The sequence below is a fragment of the Allobosea caraganae genome (genome assembly GCF_003351345.1).
GTDB classification, from domain to species: Bacteria; Pseudomonadota; Alphaproteobacteria; order Rhizobiales; family Beijerinckiaceae; genus Allobosea; species Allobosea caraganae.
Map to the genome: position 1 here is coordinate 570286 of NZ_QQTO01000019.1, position 17561 is coordinate 587846.

Sequence of the window (17561 nt, forward strand, 5' to 3'; positions counted from 1 at the left end):
CATGCCCTCCACCACACAGATCACCTTTGCCCAATTGTCCCGGCTCGTCGGCCTGCCCGATGCGCCGACTATCGTCGATGTTCGGATTCCGGACGATGTCGCGCTCGACACGCGCATTCTGCCGGGTGCCGATCATCGCTCTCACAAGAACGTCTCTGACTGGGCCAGCGACTACGCCGGGCAGCGGGTCGTCGTCGTGTGCCAGCGCGGCCAGAAGCTGAGCGAGGGCGTCGCCGCCTGGCTCAGGCATGCCGGCGTCGCGGCTGAGAACCTCGAAGGCGGGTTCGAGGCCTGGCGCGACGCAGGAGGGTTGCTGGTCTCGACGGCCAAGCTGCCACCACGCGATGCGGCCGGGCGCACCGTGTGGGTCACGCGCGCCCGGCCGAAGATCGACCGCATTGCCTGCCCGTGGCTGATCCGCCGCTTCATCGATCCGCGGGCGGTGTTCCTGTTCGTAGCGCCGTCCGAGGTTGTGGCTGTGGCGGAGCGCTTCCAGGCCGTACCCTTCGACATTGACGGCGTGTTCTGGAGCCATCGCGGCGAGCGCTGCAGCTTCGATACCATGCTGGAGGAGTTCGGCCTCGCGTCGCCGGCGCTGAACCGGCTGGCGGAGATCGTGCGCGCGGCCGATACGGCGCGGCTCGACCTCGTGCCGCAGGCGGCGGGCTTCCTCGCTGCGTCGCTGGGCCTGTCGCGCATGTTCAAGGACGATCTGGCGCAGCTCGACGCCGGCATGCTGCTTTACGACGCCTTCTACCGCTGGTGCCGCGATGCCATAGAGGAAACCCATAACTGGCCGTCAGTGCCGAGCAAGAGCTGAGGGCCGGTCATGACGATCGCGACAACCGAAACATCCGCGGCGATAGCGCCGCGCGCGCCGACGCTCGCTGAGGCGACGCGGGTCTGGGCCAAGATCGGCATCCTCGGCTTCGGCGGCCCGGCCGGGCAGATCGCGCTGATGCACAAGGAGCTGGTCGAGGAGCGGCGCTGGATCGGCGAGCAGCGTTTCCTGCACGCGCTGAACTACTGCATGCTGCTGCCGGGCCCGGAGGCGCAGCAGCTCGCCGTCTACATTGGCTGGCTGCTGCACCGGACCCTTGGCGGGCTGATCGCCGGGCTGCTCTTCGTCCTGCCCGGCGCGCTGGTGATGCTGGGTCTCAGCACCCTCTACGTGCTCTACCGCCATGTGCCGCTGATCGACGGCATCTTCTTCGGCATCAAGGCCGCCGTGCTCGCCATCGTCATCGAGGCCGGCCTGAGGATCAGCCGGCGGGCGCTGAAGAACGAGGCCATGGTCGCGCTTGCGATCGCGGCCTTCGTGGCAATCTACTTCTTCAAGCTGCCGTTCCCGCTGATCGTGCTTGGGGCAGGGCTGATCGGCTGGCTCGGCAATCGCTACCGGCCTGAGGTTTTCGCCAAGGTGGGCGGCGGCGGCGCGGTGGGACCGGATGTCACCGGGATCATCGACCGGATGTTCGAGCGCGGCGAGATGGGCCACGTCCAGCCGTCGCGAGCCAAGGCGCTCAGGACGCTGGCGCTCTGGCTGCCGCTCTGGCTCGGCCCGGTCGCGCTGCTCTGGCTGCTGACGGGAGCGGGCAGCGTCTGGACGCAGATCGGCACCTTCTTCAGCACGATGGCGGTCGTCACCTTCGGCGGCGCCTATGCGGTGCTGGCCTATGTCGCGCAGGCGGCGGTCGAGACCTATGGCTGGCTCGCGGCCGGCGAGATGCTCGATGGGTTGGGCCTCGCCGAAACGACGCCGGGGCCGCTGATCCTGGTGCTGCAATTCGTCGGCTTCCTCGCCGGGTTCCGCGCGCCGGGCAGCCTGCCGCCGCTGCTGGCGGGAAGTCTCGGCGCGCTGCTGACGCTCTGGGTGACCTTCGCGCCTTGCTTCCTCTGGATCTTCCTGGGCGCGCCCTATGTCGAGGCACTGCGCGGCAACAAGGCGCTCTCGGCGGCGCTGGGCGCGATCACGGCGGCAGTGGTCGGCGTGATCATGAACCTGGCGCTCTGGTTCGGGCTGCATGGGGTGTTTCGGCAAGTGCAGCGCGTCGAGTTGCTCGGCCTGTCGCCCGACCTGCCGGTGCTGGCCTCGCTCGACTGGCGCGCGGCCGTGCTCGCAGCAGCGGCTATGGTCGCGATGCTGCGCTTCAAGCTCGGGATGATCCCGACGCTTGTCGCTTGCGCCGTGGCAGGCGTTCTGCTGACGCAGATTGCGGCCTGAAGCTGATCAGCGCCGCGGCGGCTCGCCGGGCTCGATCACGCGGTACTCGGCATCGATGACGTCGACATGGGCATTGCCCTGCCGCGGCGCGCCGAAGGGATTGCGCGGATCGATGCCAGCGGCCTTGAGCTTGCTGCGCAGCCGCCAGGCCGCGAAGGCGCCGAGGCCGAGCGCGACCGGGATCAGGATGAGCGCAAGGCTGGCCGCGAGCAGGAACAGCGCCAGGCCGACGACGACGCTTGCCGCCATGGTCAGCCAGGACGCCCAGCGCGGCATGGCGCGGCGCTGGCCGGAGAGCTGCTCGTAGAGATTGACGCGGATCATGTCGCTTTCGTCCAATGGTCCTAAGCCAATAGATAGGAACGGATTGCGGCGAAGACGAGATGGGCAGCTTCGATTTGAAACATCAGCCCTCATCCTGAGGAGCGCCGTTAGGCGCGTCTCGAAGGATGCTCCAGAGGGCGCTGTCACCACGAGCTGGAGCATCTTCGAGACGCCGCTGCGCGGCTCCTCAGGATGAGGGCTGAGGGTGTTTCAGCCTTCGTCGCGCCATTCATAGAGCCAGTCGTAGCGGCTGCGCATGCCCTCTGGGCCCATCTGCTTCATCGCGAGATTGCGTCCCCAGCTCCAGGGCGGGCCGACATGGTAGTTGCGGGCATTGGCGCGGCTCGCCGCCTGGACGCGTGCGGCGCGCGCCTGCCGGGCCTTGGCATAGGCCTTAAGCGCCGCCGGGACGGCGGAGGCGCCGCCTGTCTGCAAATGCTCGGCCAGTTCCCGCGCCAGCACGGCGGCATCCTCGATCGCCAGCGCCGCGCCTTGCGCCAGAAAGGGCAGGACGGGATGGGCGGCGTCGCCGAGCAGGGCGATGCGGCCCTTCGCCATCGCGGCCGGAGGCCGGTCGAACAGCGACCAGACCTGCCATTTCGGCGCCTCAGTGACGAGCTTGCGCAGGGCAGGGGCGGCTCCGGCAACCTCCCGAGCGGGCAGGCCGGGCTCGCCGTCGCGGCTCCAGCCCTCGCGCGCCTCCTTGGCGGCGCGGATCAGGACGAGGTTGATCTCGCGACCGCCCGCGACGGGGTAATGGACCGCGTGGTGGTTCGTGCCGAGATGCAGCGTGACCTGGCCCGGCAGCCGCTCGGGCGCGGGGACCAGGGCGCGCCAGGCCTCAAAGCCGGTGAAGGCGGGCGGGGCCTTGTCGCCAGTGAGGTCGCGGGTGCGGGACCAGAGCCCGTCGGCGCCGATCAGCGCGAGCGCGGCGATCGTCTCGGTCTGGCCGGATTCGCTGGCAAGCGTTGCGGTGATGCCATCCTCGCTCTGCTGGACGTCGCCGAGCCCGCGCCCGACGATCAGCCTGATGCGAGGCTGCGAGCGGGCCGCGTCGAGCAGGACGGTATGCAGGTCGGTGCGGCGCAGCGCGCGGAAGGGCGTCTCGGCCTCACCACGGCTCATCGGCATCTCGGCGAGCTGCGTGCCGTCGCGCCAGCGCCGGACAACGAGCCGCTCGGAGGTCACGGCAGCGCGCTTCAGCGGCAGGCGCAGGTCGAGCGCGTCGAGCACGCGCCCGGCATTGGGCGTGACCTGGATGCCGGCGCCGGTCTCGCCGAACCCGGTGCGCTTCTCGGCCACGGTCACGGCGAAACCGCGGCGCGCGAGCGCGATGGCCGCGGTGAGGCCGCCGATGCCGGCGCCTGCGATCAGGATATGGGGTATCGACACGGGCGATGATTCGCCCGGGATCACGCGGCCTTGGCGGCGTCGTGATACTCGCATTCCGGCGGCGTGCAGGTGCCGTGCTTCAGCGAGGGCTCGTATTTGAACAGGGTCGAGCAATACGGGCAGACGATCTCGTGATCCGAGCCCATGTCGAGGAAGACATGCGGGTGGTCGAAGGGCGGCTTGGCGCCGATGCACATGAACTCATGCGCGCCGACATGGATCACGGCGACGCCGGGGTCGTTGTGGAAATGCGGGATGCCCGTATCGGCCATGATCGTACCCTGCGATTGACTGCGCCGGAGACTTAACCCGTAGCGGCGCGGGACGCCAGTGCGCTTCGCATCAAACGGTCTCTCAGATGCCGCTCATTGCGACCGGTAGCAGGCGCGGGCGATCTCGCGCGTGCGCTCGGTCTCGGCTGCGGCGAGCGTGTCCGTGAGCGCCTTGCTCCAGAGGTTCTCGCGCTTCAGCCCCTGGATCGCACAGCCGCAGACCTTCATGCAGATCGGTGGCTCTGTGCCGCCGTCGACGCAGCTGCGCTGGCAGGTCAGGGCGAAGTCGCGCTCCTGAGGCGGGGTCGCCGGCATGAGCTGCAAGGCCAGCATCAGGCCGCCGATGAAGACTGGCTGGTGGACGAGATAGACGAGCAGGCTGTGGCGCCCGCCCCAGGCGAGGATTCGCGCGGGCAGGATGCGCGCCTGCCAGGCACGCCAGGCGCCGCCGAGCGGCAGGACAAGCTTGGCCAGGGCCATGCCCACCAGCACGCAGCCGAACCAGGGGAAGACCGGCACGAAATCGGCGGTCCGCAGCGGCAGGCGCGAGAAGCCGAGCCAGGCCAACCAGTCATGGTCGAGCCAGGGATGGACGACGAAGGCGGGCAGGGCGAAGAACACCGCCGCGCTTGCCAGCAGCGCCAGCGGCGGCAGACGCAGGAAGGGCAGGGCGAGCACGCTCGCCAGTGCCACCTGATGCAGGATGCCGAAGAAGATGAAGCTGTCGCGCATGGCGAACCAGGTCGCCACGGTCACCGCCAAGGCTGCGCCGGCGACCATGGCGAGGCGGCGCAGATAGGCCGCGCGCTTGAAGCCATTTCGCGTCGCGAGCACGAGGCTGAAGCCGACGATGGTCAGGAAGGTGCCGGCGATGCCGCGCGCGAACCAGCGCCACTCGAACGGGATGTCGGTCTCGATCAGCCCGAAATAGGAGAGGTCATAGGCGAAGTGGAAGACGAACATCGCCACGAGCGCCAGGCCGCGCGCGAGATCGACGAGGTCGATGCGGTTGCGGGAGGGGGCGGCGGTCGTGGCTTGGCTCATGCCTCCTCATAGGCAAGCTGCAATAAGGCCGCTACCCAAAGCTGCGCCCGCGTGGCAGTTGAAGCGCGATTGTCACGGTTTCCGGTTGTCCCGATGCAGAGCTTCTCCTCCGACGGCGTCGACATCGCCTTCATCGACCTCGAGCCGACCGGTGAGCCGCGCCACGAGACCGTGGTGCTCGTCCACGGCTTCGGCTCCAGCCACATGGTCAACTGGGTCAACACGCAGTGGACGAAGACGCTGACCCATGCCGGCTACCGCGCCGTGGCGCTGGACGATCGCGGCCATGGCGAGAGCGAGAAGCTCTATGATCCCGCGGCCTATGCCTCGCAGGTGATGGCCGAGGACGTGCGCCGGCTGATGGACCACCTGCGCATCCCCTCGGCCCATGTCATGGGCTATTCGATGGGCGCTCGCATCTCGGCGCATCTCGCGCTGGCGCATCCCGAGCGGCTCGACTCGCTGATCCTTGGCGGGCTCGGCATCCATCTGGTCGAGGGCGTCGGCCTGCCGCTCGGCATCGCCGATGCGATGGAGGCGCCTTCGCTCGACGTACTGACCGACCCGATGCAGCGCATGTTCCGCGCCTTTGCCGAGCAGACCAAGAGCGACCTCAAGGCGCTCGCCGCCTGCATCCGCGGCTCGCGCCAGACGCTGAGCGTCAACCAGGTCGGCAGCATCGCCGTGCCGACCCTGGTCTGCGTCGGCACCAAGGACGACGTCGCGGGCTCCGCCCCGGAACTCGCGGCGCTGATCCCGGGTGCGAAGGCCTTCGAGATCGAGGGCCGCGATCACAACCTCGCGGTCGGCGACAAGACGCATAAGCAGGCGGTGCTGGAGTTCCTCTCAGATATCTGAGGCGGCAGCCTGCCCGACGAAAAGTATTTTCTTCCAATTGACTATGGAGCGATGCCGGGATTTTGATGCCGGCCGCTGCGCGCCTGGCTCAGGGCAGGAGCGCTTTCGCGTTTGGCGTCGGCACTTGCGGGCGTGCTAGACTGTCGTTTCGTTCGACAAGGCAATCGGAGAATGATCATGCCGTCAGGGCGCTCCGTCATTGAAACGCGCGACCCGGTCACGGGGCTCGACCGCGTCGATCCGGTTTGGGCGCGTCTGCGCCGCGAGGCCGAGCAGGCGATCGAGACCGAGCCGGCGCTGGCCGGGCTGATGCTGTCATCCATCCTCAACCAGCCGAGCTTCGAGGCGGCGGTCAGCCATCGCGTCGCGGCGCGGCTGGCGCATCCGGCACTGGCGGCCGACCTGATCGAGCAGGCTTTCGCCGAGGCTGTGGCCGCCGATCCCGAGATCGCGCTCGGCTTCCGCGCCGACGTCATGGCGGTGCTCGACCGCGACCCGGCTTGCTCCAGGCTGATCGAGCCGGTGCTGTTCTTCAAGGGTTTTCACGCCCTGCAGGGCCATCGGCTGGCGCATTGGCTGCTGACGCAGGGAAGGCGCGATTTCGCGCTCTACCTGCAGAGCCGTTCGTCTGAGGTGTTCCAGACCGACATCAACCCGAATGCGCGCATCGGCAAGGGCATCTTCCTCGACCATGCCACTGGGCTCGTCGTCGGCGAGACCGCTGTGATCGAGGACGACGTCTCGATGCTGCAGGACGTCACGCTCGGTGGCACCGGCAAGGAGGGCGGCGACCGCCATCCCAAGATCCGCAAGGGCGTGCTGATCGGCGCCGGCGCCAAGGTGCTCGGCAATATCGAGGTCGGCCAATGCGCCCGCATCGCGGCGGGCTCCGTCGTGCTGGCCGCCGTGCCGCGCAACAAGACCGTCGCCGGCGTGCCTGCGAAGGTGGTCGGCGAAGCGGGCTGCGCCGAGCCGGCGCGCTCGATGGACCAGATCCTGACCAAGGATTGCGGCGCTTATATTTAGGTGGCGCGAGCTTCTACGCCCGAGCGCGGGGAGCCCTCTCCTGTAAGGAGAGGGCAGGGTGAGGTGTAGGCCAGAACACCAGCGAAGTGGAGCGAGGGCCGTTGCAGCCTTTTGCTTCACTCGTTCTCGCCCCCGCAGTGAACGCCGTTAGGTCACGGCAGCAGCGTCCAACGGCCTACACCTCACCCAACCCTCCTTTCAGGAGAGGGCGCCCGCGCTTTACGCGGTTACTTCCGCCGAATCCCTCAGCCATTCCATGACCGCCTGCGCCTTTGGGTGGCTCGCGCCATCCGGCGGCGCGAGCAGCGTCAGCCTGTCCGGCAATGCGAGCGTCGGCCCAAGCGGCGCGATCAACCGCCCATCCGCGAGATAGGCCTGCACCAGGCTGAGCCGGCCCATCAGCACGCCGTTGCCCGAGAGCGCGGCATCCAGCGCCAGGGAGTACAATGAGAAAGCCGGGCCACGGCTGGCATCGACCACTTTGCGCGCTCCGGCCGAGTCGAGCCAGCGCGCCCAGTCGCCGCGCCAGACGGCGTCGTGCAGCAGCGTTTCGCCGGCGAGGTCGGCCGCAGCCTTCAGCCTGGCGGCGATCGCAGGAACGCAGACAGGCAGGATCGCGTCGGGACCAAGCGCCAGCGCCGAGACGGGAGCCTCGTCGAGATAGAACAGCGCCAGGTCGTAGGGCTCGCGCCTGATATCCGGCGGCTGCTCCATCGCGGTGATCGAGACCTGCAAGCCGGGAAAGGCCTGCTGGAGCGCCGACAATCGCGGCGAGAGCCAGAGCTGGGCGATGCAGGGCAGGGCGGCGATGGCGAGCGCGCGGCTGTCATGGGCGGCCCGCAAATCCTGCACCGAATGAGCCAGCATGTCGAAGCCGCGCGAGAGGCGCGGCAGCGCGGTGCGGGCGGCGGGCGTCAGCGCGACGCCCTGCGCCAGCCGGTCGAACAGCTTCATGCCGAGCGCGGCTTCGAGCTGCCTGATCTGCTGCGTCACCGCGCCTGCGGTGACGCCGAGCTCTTCTGCCGCCTTGGTGAAGCTGCCGCAGCGCGCCGCTGCCTCGAAGGCGCGTAGCGCGTTGAGCGAGGGCAGGCGTGGGCGCGGCGGGGCGAGCGGCATGAGAATTCCTGTCGAGGCTTAGATTATCTCAGCCTGCGCGCGACGATAACTCGTTTGCGCTCGCGCCCGCAAACGGCTCCAATCATGGCAGTTTCGCGGAGGGGAGAATGGCGATGACGGCTTTGGGCAGGCGCGACTGGGTGCCGGGTGCGAGCGAGGACTACATCCTGGAGATCGCCGGTTCGGTGGCCGGTCAAAGCTTTGAAGCCACTCAGAGCCGGATCGAGGCGCTGATCACCGAGAACCGGATCATCCACGAGCGCGACTGCGTCAACCTCAACCCCGCGACCAACGTCATGAACCCGAAGGCCGAGGCCGTGCTGTCGGCCGGCCTCGGCGCGCGGCCCTCGCTCGGTTATCCCGGCGACAAATACGAGATGGGGCTGGAGGCGATCGAGCAGATCGAGGTCATTGCCGCCGAACTGGCTGCCGAGGTTTTTGGCGCGAAATATGCCGAAATCCGGGTGCCTTCAGGCGCTATCGCTAATCTCTACGCCTTCATGGCGGCGGCGAAGCCCGGCGAGTGCATCATCGCGCCGCCAGGCGAGATCGGCGGCCATGTCACGCATCACGGCACTGGGGCGGCCGGGCTTTACGGCATCATCACGCATCCGGCGCCGGTCGACCCCGAGCGCTATACGGTCGATCTCGACAAACTCAGGCAGGACGCGCTGCGTCTCAGGCCAAAACTGATCAGCATCGGCGGCAGCCTCAACCTGTTCCCGCACCCGATCCGCGAGATCCGCGCCATCGCCGACGAGGTCGGGGCGCTCGTGCTGTTCGACGCCGCGCATATGTCGGGGATGATCGCTGGCCATGGCTGGCAGCAGCCGCTGGCGGAGGGCGCTCATCTGATGACGATGAGCACCTATAAGAGCCTGGGCGGCCCGCCCTCCGGGCTGATCGTTACCAACGATGCCGATATCGCCAGGAAGCTCGACGCCATCGCCTATCCCGGACTCACAGCCAATTTCGACGCGGCCAAGTCGGCCTCGCTGGCGATCACCCTGCTCGACTGGAAGCAATATGGCCGCGCCTATGCGCAGGCAATGGCCGAGACCGCCAAGGCACTGGGAGAGGCGCTGGTCGAGCGGCAGATGCCGGTCTTCGCCCGCGACCGCGGCATCACCACCTCGCATCAGTTCGCGATCGAGGCGGCGGCCTTCGGTGGCGGGCAGGCGGCGGCGAAGATTCTGCGGCAGGTCAACATCCTGAGCTGCGGCATCGGCCTGCCGATCGCGCCGGTCGCTGGCGATGTGAACGGCCTCAGGCTCGGCACGCCGGAGATCGTGCGCTTCGGTATGACGGTGGCCGACATGCCCGAGCTTGCGGCCTATATAGCCGAGGGGCTGAGCGGCGCGCGGCCGGTCGAGGCCGTGGCGAAGGACGTGACGGCGTTTCGCCGGAGGTTCACAACGCTGCATTTCATGCGGTGAGAGGCCCTCAGCGCTCTTCGCGGGCGCGTCCTCTTCGTCATGGTCGGGCTTGTCCCGGCCATCCACGCCTTTGACTGCGACGAGCTTTCAAGACGTGGATGCTCGCCACAAGGGCGAGCATGACGGCGGAGGGTGTCACTGGCGTATAGGGCGCTCCTAGCCAGCAGTCTTTCCGTAGCGCTCCAGCATCTCCACGCGCAGCGCCTCCTCGGAGACGACATGCGCGCCGCCGAGCCAGACCGACTCGACCTTGCCATCGGCGCCGCGCACCAGTCGCGCTGCCTCGCCGGGGCTGTTGAAGCCCGAGCCCTTGACCAACTGGCCGCGGTCCTTGCCTTCGATCGCGATCTCGGAGGCATCGAGGAACGGGTTGAACAGGGCGGGATTGGCGACGAGCACCTTGCTCTCGAACGGGACGAGATCGCCGCAGCCCCAGATCGTCCACCAGCGACCGCTCCAACCTTCCGTCGCCGGGGACGGCGCGCCATTGGCCTGGAAGGTCTTCAGGATCTCGATGATGCCGTCGAGCCAGGGATGGGCGAGGCCGTCGATGGCGTTGGTCAGCACGGTGATGGTCAGGTCCTGCCTGGGCAGGACGGCCGTGCGGGTGATGACACCCTGGAAGCCGCCGGAATGGGCGAACCATTCCCAGTCGCCACTGCCGCCCGAGATCGTGCCGAGCCCGTAATGACGGCCGAGGCTGCCCTCGGAATCGGGCCAGAGACGCCGGCTCATCTCGCGTCGGCTCAGCGGGGAGAGGATGCTGCGCTCGGCCTTCGGCGAGAGCTGGGCGAAATAGCGGACGACATCGGCGGCGGTGGCGACGAAGCCGGCGGCCGAGACCATGGCATTGCCGGGATTGTCGGCCGGGATGACGACGCGGCGGCCGAGCGGCGCCTTGCCGCTATGGCCCTTGGCCATCGGGCCGGACCAAAGGGAGATGTCTGGCTGGGTCTCCGTCAGGCCGACGGCTGCGACCACCTCCCTGGCGATCCAGTCGGGATAGGCCTCGCCGGTCACGGCCTCGATGACCATTCCGAGCAGGGCGAAGCCGTGGTTGGAATATTTGAAGCGCTGCGAAGCGGGGTAGGGTTGGGCGACAGAGAGGTCGGCCAGCACCTCCTCCTTGCTGCAATAGGGCTTGCGGTCGAAGAATTGGCCATTGTCCGGGCCGTCGCGGGTCAGGCCGGCGCTGTTGGAGAGCACCTGGCCGATCGTGGCGGCGGCCACATCCTGATGCAGGCCCTGCACGTAGCTGCCGACCTTGTCGTCGAGCCGCAGGCGGCCGGCCTCGATGAGGCGCAGCAGGCCGGCGGAGGTGAAGCTCTTGGAATGCGAGGCGATGCGGAAGCCGTGGCGCGGCGTCAGTTCCTCGCCGGTCGCGAGGTCGGCGTGGCCGAAGGCCGCTTCGAGCACGACCTTGTCGCCGCTGGCGATCGCGATGGCGCAGCCGGGCTGGTCATGATGGCGGCGCTGAAATTCGATCCAGCTCGAGACATAGGCGAGGGCGGCCGGCAGCCACGGCGTCATGGGGACGTGTCCATCGTTGGAGGCGAGTGCCAGCCGAGCATGTCATGATCTCTGCCGCGGCGGGAGATCGCACCGCGCCGCGCAGCATACAGAATTGACGGGACAGCAAGGATGGCGGCGTCGAAACCGGCTAAAACCCGCCTTCCGGCTTGCCCTTGCGGCGTGGCCATGGCATCCGTCCGGCCAATCTGAAAGGACCGATGCAGTGGACAAGACAGAACTGGCCAAGCTGGAAGGCTATTTGCGCCGCACCTTCGCCAACGCTGGGATCAGCGTGCGCGCCCGCCTGAAGAAGAATGATTCGGCCGAGGTCTACCTGGGCGAGGAGTTCATCGGCATCATCCATGTCGACGACGAGGATGGCGACCGCTCGTTCAACTTCACCATGGCGATTTTGGACGTCGATCTCGAGGACTGAGGGTCTGACCACCAATAAGCAGCCCTCATCCCGAGAGTCTGAGCGACAATTCGAGCCCTCACCCTGAGGAGCCGCTTTAGCGGCGTCTCGAAGGGTGCTCCAGTGGGCTTCCGAACCTCCTGGAGCATCCTTCGAGACGGCCCTCCGGGCCTCCTCAGGATGAGGGCTGTTCCTTTCGAGACACTGGGCCGCTACCGCATCAGCCCGTCGATCGTGCGCCTGACGCCGCCGATCATCAGCTCCCAATCGGCGATGACCGTGCGCGGGAAGCGGATGTTCACGTCCATGCCGCGATGGCGGAAGGTGACGCGGCAGAGCTCGTCCAGCGTCACCGCGCCGCTGTCGAGCGGGCAGCGCGCCGCGAAGCCGCGCCCGTCCGGCACCGAGACATAGAGCTCGTCGCCCTCATAGGGCGAGCTCTTGCGGAAGCCGCGCACGACGAGCCCACCCGGATTGGACCAGACCGTCGGCGTCAGGAAGCGGGCATAGGTCGCAAGCTGCGTCGCCGGCTCGTTGACCTTGTCGGGCGGGCTCAGCGTGATCAGCAGCTTCTTGCGGCTTTGCGCCGTCACCGGGCCGAAGCTCGGCCAGTCGAGCCGGAGCCGAACCATGCCGACGACGCGGCTGGTGTCGTCCTCGCCAGTACCGGCAAGGTCCTGCGGCACGGCGAGGACGACCTCGCCGATGCGGGCCGGCTGAAGCTGCGGGCCGGGCTTGGCGGCGAAGCGAGGCGCGTAGAACAGCAGCGCCGTCGCAGCGGCGGCAGCGAACAGCACGGTGGCGGTCGCGGCGAGCAGGGCGCCATCGGCCCGGGGCAAGGGCGGCGGCGGCCGGTTCAGGCGCGTGCGCACCATGGCCGTGAGGTGGCTCGCGGCGTGGGAGGGGTGGTGATGATCGTAGGCGCTCACGGGCGACACCTTCGGCAGACTGCCGACAGTGGAGCAGATGCCGCTTAAGCCTTCGTAAACCATGTTCGCCCGGCGGCGGCTCGGGCGAAGGTTAACCATCGCTAACGGCTTTTCTTCACACTTCGTAAACCATGCGGCATGGTCCGGGCGTTCCCGCTCCGGAGCCGTCCCGTGTCGATCAGCCCCACCGCTCTGGAAGCGCTCCAGTCCCTCGTCATCGGCTTCGCGTTCGCCGGGCTGCTGGCGAGCGCCTTCGAGCTCTTCACCGAGAAGCGCGCCGATTTCCGCCTGCTCCAGGCCGGCGGGCTCACAGCGGTGGCGAGCGTGCCGGTCGTGATCTTCAGCGCGCCCTTCCTGATCCTGCGCAACACCGTCAATGGCCGGCGGATCGAGGGCCGGCCCTTCGTCTTCGTGATGCTGGCGAGCATGATCGCCTCGGCCTGGAGCGTCGCCTCCGGCCGCGTCGTGCTCGATCTGCTGCTTCTCGTCGGCGGCGCTTGACGGGCGGGGGCGCTCGCCTGCATTCCTCGTCAGGTTGACGCACGAGGATGATCAGGGATGCCGCTCTATTCGCTCGACGGGACCGAGCCCGAACGTCCCGCTGACGGCCAATGGTGGCTGGCGCCCGACGCGCATGTGATCGGCCGGGTCAGGATCGGGGCCGAGGTCGGCATCTGGTTCGGCTGCGTGCTGCGCGGCGACAACGAGTGGATCGAGATCGGCGCCCGCAGCAACATCCAGGAAGGCTGCGTGCTCCATACCGACATGGGTTTTCCGATGACGATCGGCGAGGGCTGCACGATCGGCCATCGCGCTATCCTGCATGGCTGCACGATCGGCGAGAACAGCCTGATCGGCATGGGCGCGACGGTGCTGAACGGCGCCAAGATCGGCCGCAACAGCCTGGTCGGCGCCAATGCGCTGGTCACCGAGGGCAAGGAGTTTCCCGACAATTCGCTGATCGTCGGCGCGCCGGCCCGCGCGATCCGCACGCTCGACGACAAGGCCGCGGCCGGGCTCTCCGGCACGGCGGCGGGTTATGTCGCGCGCTGGAAGCAGTTTGCCGCCGGCCTCAAGCGCCTGGACTGAAACGAAGCGGGCCGACGCCTCGGGGAGAAGCGCCGGCCCTGGGCGAAACCCGGCCTGGGGACGGGTGGGGTGGGGACGTGACCGAGCCTCGCCGTCCATCGAGGGGCGCGGTGCGCCTTGCACCGCAACCCTCAAGCTCTTGGTCGCGGCAGTGAAGCCGCGACGATTTTGATGTGTCAGCGCACCGAGGCGACGGTCGCGGTCGCGAGGCCGCCGAGCGAGGTCCAGCCGGTCTGCATCTGCGACTCGCGCTTGACGTAGACGTAGCCGGTCTGGTTCCAGGGCAGGATCGCGTTGCGCTTGTTGTCGAGGATGTAGTCGCCGCGGTCGGTGCGGACCATCAGCACGGCGTGGCCGGCATTCTCCTCGTCGATCACGACCGTGACCCGCATGGCGCGGCGCGGCACGCCGGCTTCGGCGAGGCGCTTGCGCTTCAGGAGCACGTAGTCCTCGCAATCGCCCTTGCCGTCCTCCGGGATGTCCCAGCGGTCGACGACGCCCCAATGATCCTGGTCGGTGACCGCCTCGATCTCGCGGTTGGCGCGGCCGTTCAGCGCGACCATCGTCTTCCAGAGCTTGGCGGTCATCTCGACCTGCTCGGGCTCGGCGGCGTTGACGAGGCATTCGCTCGGCTTGCGCTTGCAGAAATCCGTCCAGGCATAAGGCGCCCGGGCATCGCCCGACGCCATGATCGGCGCGCTGGCGACCGGCAGTCCCGCAACCTGCGTCTGAGCCTGAACTTGCGTGGCTCCAGCGATCACGATCAGCGCCGCCAGAACCGAACCCCGATGAATAGAAAGCATGTCGTCCCTTCCTTGTCCCTGAGGCCGACAATGCGCAGGGCGGATGGACGTCGGTTGAAATGAATACGAGCAATTTTATGTAATTCTGCGCGGTAACCGCAGTTCAGACATCAGTATAAATCGACGCGGAATGCGGAAGTAAGAAATGTGTGCGCTCGATTCAGATTTCTTTAACTGTGAGATTTTCGTAATAAATTGAACGGATTTTGTTAACGCTGATCGTTTGCTTTGTGTTCAGGCTGTGGATGAGGCCGGACGTGCAACTCGTCGCCAGCACATATGGCTCCGTCATCCCGGCCGGAGCGCGGCGTAGCGCCGGGATCCATCGTGAAGCGCGCGCTCTACGATGGATCCCGGCGCCGCGCCGCTATGCGGCTTGTCCGGGATGATGGAGGTATTTCAGGAAAGGGCAGGCAGGCGAGGCGGCTTCCGTGAAAGCGGAGCGGCCTGTATCGCTCAGAGCTCGAGATTCTCGTCGAGCACGTCGGCGGAGAGCGGGAAGCGGAACTCCGCCGCATAGCCGCCGTCGAAGCGGCGGACGATCTTGGCGGCGGTGCCGCCGATCTTGACCGCGCTGTTCAGCGGCAAGTCCTGATCGCTGGAGAAGGCGGTGCCCGACAGCGAGATGTCGATGATGCGGATGACGTGCTCGGTGCCATCGTCGAAGGTCACGATCGCGCGCGGGTTGCGCGGCACGATGCGCTCGTGGCGGCGATCCTCGGGCAGGCCGAGCTCGTCGCGGTTGGCGAGCCAGGTGAGCTGGGCGGTGAACTTCTCGCGCTTGCGGCTGGTCGCGGTGATGGTCATCGCGAAGCCTTCCATCGTCGTGCGCACGGCGACGCCCTCGATGCGGCCGAGATGCTCGAGATAGACGATGACGCGCTCGCCCGGCGCGGCCTTGACCGGCGCGGTGAGATGGATGCCGCCCGGCGAGATATCCACGCTCTGGCAGGGGTATTCCAAGCGGTTCGGGAGCATGTAGCGCCCGAGCAGCACGACCTTCATGCGCTGATGCCGCCTGCGCTCGACAGGGCGGATGGCCGTACGGTGATTGTGCAGCGCGCTCAGCATGGGTCCGCCTGATTTGGGCGGAACCGTAGCGGGGTCGCAGTTAACGTAAGGTTAGGCTTGTCAGCTTCTTCCGCCGGGAAGGACCAGGAATTTCGGCGGGGCGGCGCGCGCGACCGGTTCCGGCGCGCGCTGGCTCTGATGCGCCGGCCAGAGCATGCGCAGCGAGATCATCCGCATCGAGTCGAGCGTGTCGAGCCCGAGCCATTCCGGCGCGGTCGCCGGGGAGAGGGCGCCGAGCACGCGCGCATGGGTGCGGCCACGATAGCGCAGCGGCAGCAGCAGCAGTTCGAGATAGATCGGCGCGCCGTTGACGGTCTCGGCCGAGAGCCCGGCGACGGCGCCGGCGGTCTCGTCCATCACGGTCTGCACGAGGCGGCGCATGTCGCCCTGCGATTCGACGTCGGGCCAGAGCGCCGCGAAGGTGCGGCTGCGCAGCTCGCTGCCGAACAGGGCGCAAAGCCGCGTGCCGGCGAGCCGGAAGACCGGGCCGATCGGCTCGTTCTCCAGCACGAACGTATCCGCCAGCGCATGGCGCAGCGCGCCGGGCTCGATCTCGCCGCGCTCCGGCGCGGCGCGCTCGCCCCGCAGCGCGTCCCAATATTCGAACACAAGACGGGTGCTCATGTTTTTCATTATCGACATCCTGTCCTGCCGACGGTCCGACCGAGCGTACATGTGCCGAAATGGCGCATATTCGCCCTGTGCCGGGACTGCCGGGTCCTCGCCGATTCGAAGGACGCAGTGAGCATGCCGTCTTGCCACGCGCCGGGGGGACGGGGAGCGGCAGGGTCGCGTTAGGGTTAACGAAACGTTGCTGTTGTGGATAACCGGTTAAAAAGCATATCAAATTCGCAACGGTTTTCGTGACGACTTCCTTGGCACCTGGGGAAACGGGGTGGAGGGGGATGTGACCGCGGCGCGGCGTGAAAACGCGGCGCCGGTTGCAGCCGGAACGGGGGAGAGCCATCGGCTCTCCCCTTTTTCGTTGAATCTCCGGCCGGGCGAAGGCTCCCGGCTTGCCTCTCTCTGCCGCATCGGCAAGGGTTGATGTCTTGGTAAGTTGATGTCTTGGCAAAGAGTTCGAGCATGATGTCGCCCGAAAACCGGTCCCCACTATTCGCTGGCGCGGACCTTCGGTTCGGCATCATGTCCTAGCATGTCCGAGAATCCCGCCGATCCCCCGCTCCCTCCCAGGAGCGAGCCGATCCTGAACCTTCCCGCCGTCGTGATCTGGCTGATCCTGCTGCTCACCGGCATTCAGGCCGGGCGCGAGCTGCTGTCGCCGATGAGCGATTTCAGCCTGATGTCCTGGCTCGCCTTCGTGCCGGCGCGGATGAGCCTGTGGCTCGACCCCGAGCGCGCCACCGAGATCGCGACGGCACTGACGCAGAGCCTCTCGGGGCAGGACCTGGCCGACAGGGCGCAGCTCGTCGGCTTCCTGCTCGGCGATGGCGGGCCCAGGCTCTGGACCCTGCTGAGCTACGGGCTGCTGCACGGGTCCTGGGTGCACCTGATCTCGAACGTCATCTGGTTCGCGGCGTTCGGCAGTCCGGTGGCGCGCCGGCTGGGGCCGGTCCGCTTCCTCAACCTGATGGCGCTTGCGACGATCGGCGGCGCGCTGCTGCATTGGTGGTCGCGCGAGCTCGACGTGCTGCCGCTGGTCGGCGCTTCGGCGGCGATCTCGGGCGCGATGGCGGCGGCGATCCGCTTCGTCTTCTCGCCCGGGCTGCGCTTCGGCAGCCTGGCCGACGATGCCGTGGTGCGGGCGATTCCCGCCGAGCGCCTTGGCCAGATCTGGCAGAACCCGCGGGCGCTGCTGTTCATCCTGATCTGGTTCGTCACCAACTTCCTCTTCGGCGCCGGGCTGATCCCGATCCTCGGCGAGGATGCCAGCATCGCCTGGGAAGCCCATATCGGCGGCTTCGTCGTCGGGCTGCTGCTGTTCCCGCTGCTCGACCGCGGGGCGGTCCGAAGCTGAGCATTTCCCGGTAAAGTGTCGCTTCGCCTTGCCGTCGCCGCTCTCTTCCCTCACACTCGCCTTCGAGCAAGG

Annotated in this window: 19 protein-coding genes; 9 read left to right on the forward strand and 10 right to left on the reverse strand. The window is 67.7% G+C overall.

Annotation, left to right across the window (positions count from 1 at the left end):
* The first annotated feature begins 1 nt into the window (after position 1).
* Positions 2-820 (forward strand): chromate resistance protein ChrB domain-containing protein, encoded by an 819-nt coding sequence (locus DWF00_RS10850; RefSeq protein WP_114827584.1) that lies wholly within the window; start codon positions 2-4, stop codon positions 818-820.
* Between the two features lie 9 nt (positions 821-829).
* Positions 830-2224 carry a chromate efflux transporter gene (gene chrA, locus DWF00_RS10855; RefSeq protein WP_114827585.1) on the forward strand — a complete coding sequence of 465 codons (1395 nt, stop codon included), beginning with the start codon at positions 830-832 and terminating at the stop codon, positions 2222-2224.
* Between the two features lie 6 nt (positions 2225-2230).
* Here the strand turns inward: chrA and DWF00_RS10860 are convergent, their stop codons facing one another.
* The 4 genes from DWF00_RS10860 to DWF00_RS10875 all read right to left on the reverse strand — a co-directional run bounded on the left by DWF00_RS10860 (position 2231) and on the right by DWF00_RS10875 (position 5256).
* On the reverse strand, positions 2231-2548 hold the full coding sequence (locus DWF00_RS10860; RefSeq protein ID WP_114827586.1) for a hypothetical protein: 318 nt from the start codon (positions 2546-2548) through the stop codon (positions 2231-2233).
* Between the two features lie 210 nt (positions 2549-2758).
* The gene (locus DWF00_RS10865; protein WP_114828010.1) at positions 2759-3940 is read right to left on the reverse strand and encodes an FAD-dependent monooxygenase; all 1182 of its coding nucleotides are present in this window, start codon (positions 3938-3940) and stop codon (positions 2759-2761) included.
* Positions 3941-3960: 20 nt separating this feature from the next.
* Entirely contained in the window at positions 3961-4212 is a 252-nt protein-coding gene (locus DWF00_RS10870; RefSeq protein ID WP_114827587.1) for a zinc-finger domain-containing protein, read from the reverse strand.
* Between the two features lie 93 nt (positions 4213-4305).
* Entirely contained in the window at positions 4306-5256 is a 951-nt protein-coding gene (locus DWF00_RS10875) for a heparan-alpha-glucosaminide N-acetyltransferase (protein WP_114827588.1), read from the reverse strand.
* A 93-nt stretch (positions 5257-5349) separates the two neighbouring features.
* Here DWF00_RS10875 and DWF00_RS10880 point away from each other — a divergent pair, with 93 nt between their 5' ends.
* Complete coding sequence (locus tag DWF00_RS10880; protein WP_114827589.1) at positions 5350-6114, forward strand: alpha/beta fold hydrolase; 765 nt, start codon at positions 5350-5352, stop codon at positions 6112-6114.
* 171 nt (positions 6115-6285) lie between these two features.
* A complete protein-coding gene (cysE, locus tag DWF00_RS10885) occupies positions 6286-7140 on the forward strand; it encodes a serine O-acetyltransferase (protein WP_425453092.1) in 855 nt (284 codons plus the stop codon).
* A 219-nt stretch (positions 7141-7359) separates the two neighbouring features.
* Here cysE and DWF00_RS10890 read toward each other — a convergent pair whose 3' ends face one another.
* Positions 7360-8256, reverse strand: a complete 897-nt coding sequence (locus DWF00_RS10890; RefSeq protein WP_114827590.1) for a LysR substrate-binding domain-containing protein — start codon at positions 8254-8256, stop codon at positions 7360-7362.
* A 113-nt stretch (positions 8257-8369) separates the two neighbouring features.
* Between DWF00_RS10890 and DWF00_RS10895 the strand changes: the two genes are divergently transcribed.
* Positions 8370-9692 carry a serine hydroxymethyltransferase gene (locus DWF00_RS10895; protein ID WP_114828012.1) on the forward strand — a complete coding sequence of 441 codons (1323 nt, stop codon included), beginning with the start codon at positions 8370-8372 and terminating at the stop codon, positions 9690-9692.
* Between the two features lie 156 nt (positions 9693-9848).
* Here DWF00_RS10895 and DWF00_RS10900 read toward each other — a convergent pair whose 3' ends face one another.
* Positions 9849-11222 carry a serine hydrolase domain-containing protein gene (locus DWF00_RS10900; RefSeq protein WP_114827591.1) on the reverse strand — a complete coding sequence of 458 codons (1374 nt, stop codon included), beginning with the start codon at positions 11220-11222 and terminating at the stop codon, positions 9849-9851.
* Between the two features lie 205 nt (positions 11223-11427).
* On the opposite strand from DWF00_RS10900, the gene DWF00_RS10905 reads away from it, so the two are divergent.
* A complete protein-coding gene (locus DWF00_RS10905; protein WP_114827592.1) occupies positions 11428-11640 on the forward strand; it encodes a DUF3126 family protein in 213 nt (70 codons plus the stop codon).
* 191 nt (positions 11641-11831) lie between these two features.
* Here DWF00_RS10905 and DWF00_RS10910 read toward each other — a convergent pair whose 3' ends face one another.
* Positions 11832-12548, reverse strand: coding sequence for a hypothetical protein (locus DWF00_RS10910; protein ID WP_147283633.1), 717 nt, complete (start codon positions 12546-12548; stop codon positions 11832-11834).
* 171 nt (positions 12549-12719) lie between these two features.
* Here DWF00_RS10910 and DWF00_RS10915 point away from each other — a divergent pair, with 171 nt between their 5' ends.
* Both DWF00_RS10915 and DWF00_RS10920 read left to right on the forward strand, forming a co-directional pair.
* Positions 12720-13049: a DUF6949 family protein gene (locus DWF00_RS10915; protein WP_114827594.1), complete on the forward strand. Its 330-nt coding sequence runs from the start codon at positions 12720-12722 to the stop codon at positions 13047-13049.
* A 57-nt stretch (positions 13050-13106) separates the two neighbouring features.
* Entirely contained in the window at positions 13107-13637 is a 531-nt protein-coding gene (locus DWF00_RS10920) for a gamma carbonic anhydrase family protein (protein WP_114827595.1), read from the forward strand.
* A gap of 176 nt (positions 13638-13813) precedes the next feature.
* Here the strand turns inward: DWF00_RS10920 and DWF00_RS10925 are convergent, their stop codons facing one another.
* The 3 genes from DWF00_RS10925 to DWF00_RS10935 all read right to left on the reverse strand — a co-directional run bounded on the left by DWF00_RS10925 (position 13814) and on the right by DWF00_RS10935 (position 16135).
* On the reverse strand, positions 13814-14440 hold the full coding sequence (locus DWF00_RS10925) for a transglutaminase-like cysteine peptidase (RefSeq protein WP_114827596.1): 627 nt from the start codon (positions 14438-14440) through the stop codon (positions 13814-13816).
* Between the two features lie 456 nt (positions 14441-14896).
* Positions 14897-15511, reverse strand: coding sequence for a PilZ domain-containing protein (locus DWF00_RS10930; RefSeq protein ID WP_114827597.1), 615 nt, complete (start codon positions 15509-15511; stop codon positions 14897-14899).
* A gap of 60 nt (positions 15512-15571) precedes the next feature.
* A complete protein-coding gene (locus tag DWF00_RS10935; protein WP_245973829.1) occupies positions 15572-16135 on the reverse strand; it encodes a PAS domain-containing protein in 564 nt (187 codons plus the stop codon).
* Between the two features lie 532 nt (positions 16136-16667).
* Between DWF00_RS10935 and DWF00_RS10940 the strand changes: the two genes are divergently transcribed.
* Complete coding sequence (locus DWF00_RS10940; protein ID WP_114827599.1) at positions 16668-17489, forward strand: rhomboid family intramembrane serine protease; 822 nt, start codon at positions 16668-16670, stop codon at positions 17487-17489.
* The last annotated feature ends 72 nt before the right edge of the window (positions 17490-17561 follow it).

What these genes read in the sequence shown, in the direction of transcription:
- DWF00_RS10850 (WP_114827584.1), top strand. Translation starts at nt 2, where the DNA reads ATGCCCTCCACCACACAGATCACCTTTGCCCAATTGTCCCGGCTCGTC.
- chrA (WP_114827585.1), top strand. Translation starts at nt 830, where the DNA reads ATGACGATCGCGACAACCGAAACATCCGCGGCGATAGCGCCGCGCGCG.
- DWF00_RS10860 (WP_114827586.1), bottom strand. Translation starts at nt 2,548, where the DNA reads ATGATCCGCGTCAATCTCTACGAGCAGCTCTCCGGCCAGCGCCGCGCC.
- DWF00_RS10870 (WP_114827587.1), bottom strand. Translation starts at nt 4,212, where the DNA reads ATGGCCGATACGGGCATCCCGCATTTCCACAACGACCCCGGCGTCGCC.
- DWF00_RS10875 (WP_114827588.1), bottom strand. Translation starts at nt 5,256, where the DNA reads ATGAGCCAAGCCACGACCGCCGCCCCCTCCCGCAACCGCATCGACCTC.
- DWF00_RS10880 (WP_114827589.1), top strand. Translation starts at nt 5,350, where the DNA reads ATGCAGAGCTTCTCCTCCGACGGCGTCGACATCGCCTTCATCGACCTC.
- cysE (WP_425453092.1), top strand. Translation starts at nt 6,286, where the DNA reads ATGATCATGCCGTCAGGGCGCTCCGTCATTGAAACGCGCGACCCGGTC.
- DWF00_RS10890 (WP_114827590.1), bottom strand. Translation starts at nt 8,256, where the DNA reads ATGCCGCTCGCCCCGCCGCGCCCACGCCTGCCCTCGCTCAACGCGCTA.
- DWF00_RS10895 (WP_114828012.1), top strand. Translation starts at nt 8,370, where the DNA reads ATGACGGCTTTGGGCAGGCGCGACTGGGTGCCGGGTGCGAGCGAGGAC.
- DWF00_RS10900 (WP_114827591.1), bottom strand. Translation starts at nt 11,222, where the DNA reads ATGACGCCGTGGCTGCCGGCCGCCCTCGCCTATGTCTCGAGCTGGATC.
- DWF00_RS10920 (WP_114827595.1), top strand. Translation starts at nt 13,107, where the DNA reads ATGCCGCTCTATTCGCTCGACGGGACCGAGCCCGAACGTCCCGCTGAC.
- DWF00_RS10925 (WP_114827596.1), bottom strand. Translation starts at nt 14,440, where the DNA reads ATGCTTTCTATTCATCGGGGTTCGGTTCTGGCGGCGCTGATCGTGATC.
- DWF00_RS10930 (WP_114827597.1), bottom strand. Translation starts at nt 15,511, where the DNA reads ATGCTGAGCGCGCTGCACAATCACCGTACGGCCATCCGCCCTGTCGAG.
- DWF00_RS10935 (WP_245973829.1), bottom strand. Translation starts at nt 16,135, where the DNA reads ATGAGCACCCGTCTTGTGTTCGAATATTGGGACGCGCTGCGGGGCGAG.
- DWF00_RS10940 (WP_114827599.1), top strand. Translation starts at nt 16,668, where the DNA reads ATGTCCGAGAATCCCGCCGATCCCCCGCTCCCTCCCAGGAGCGAGCCG.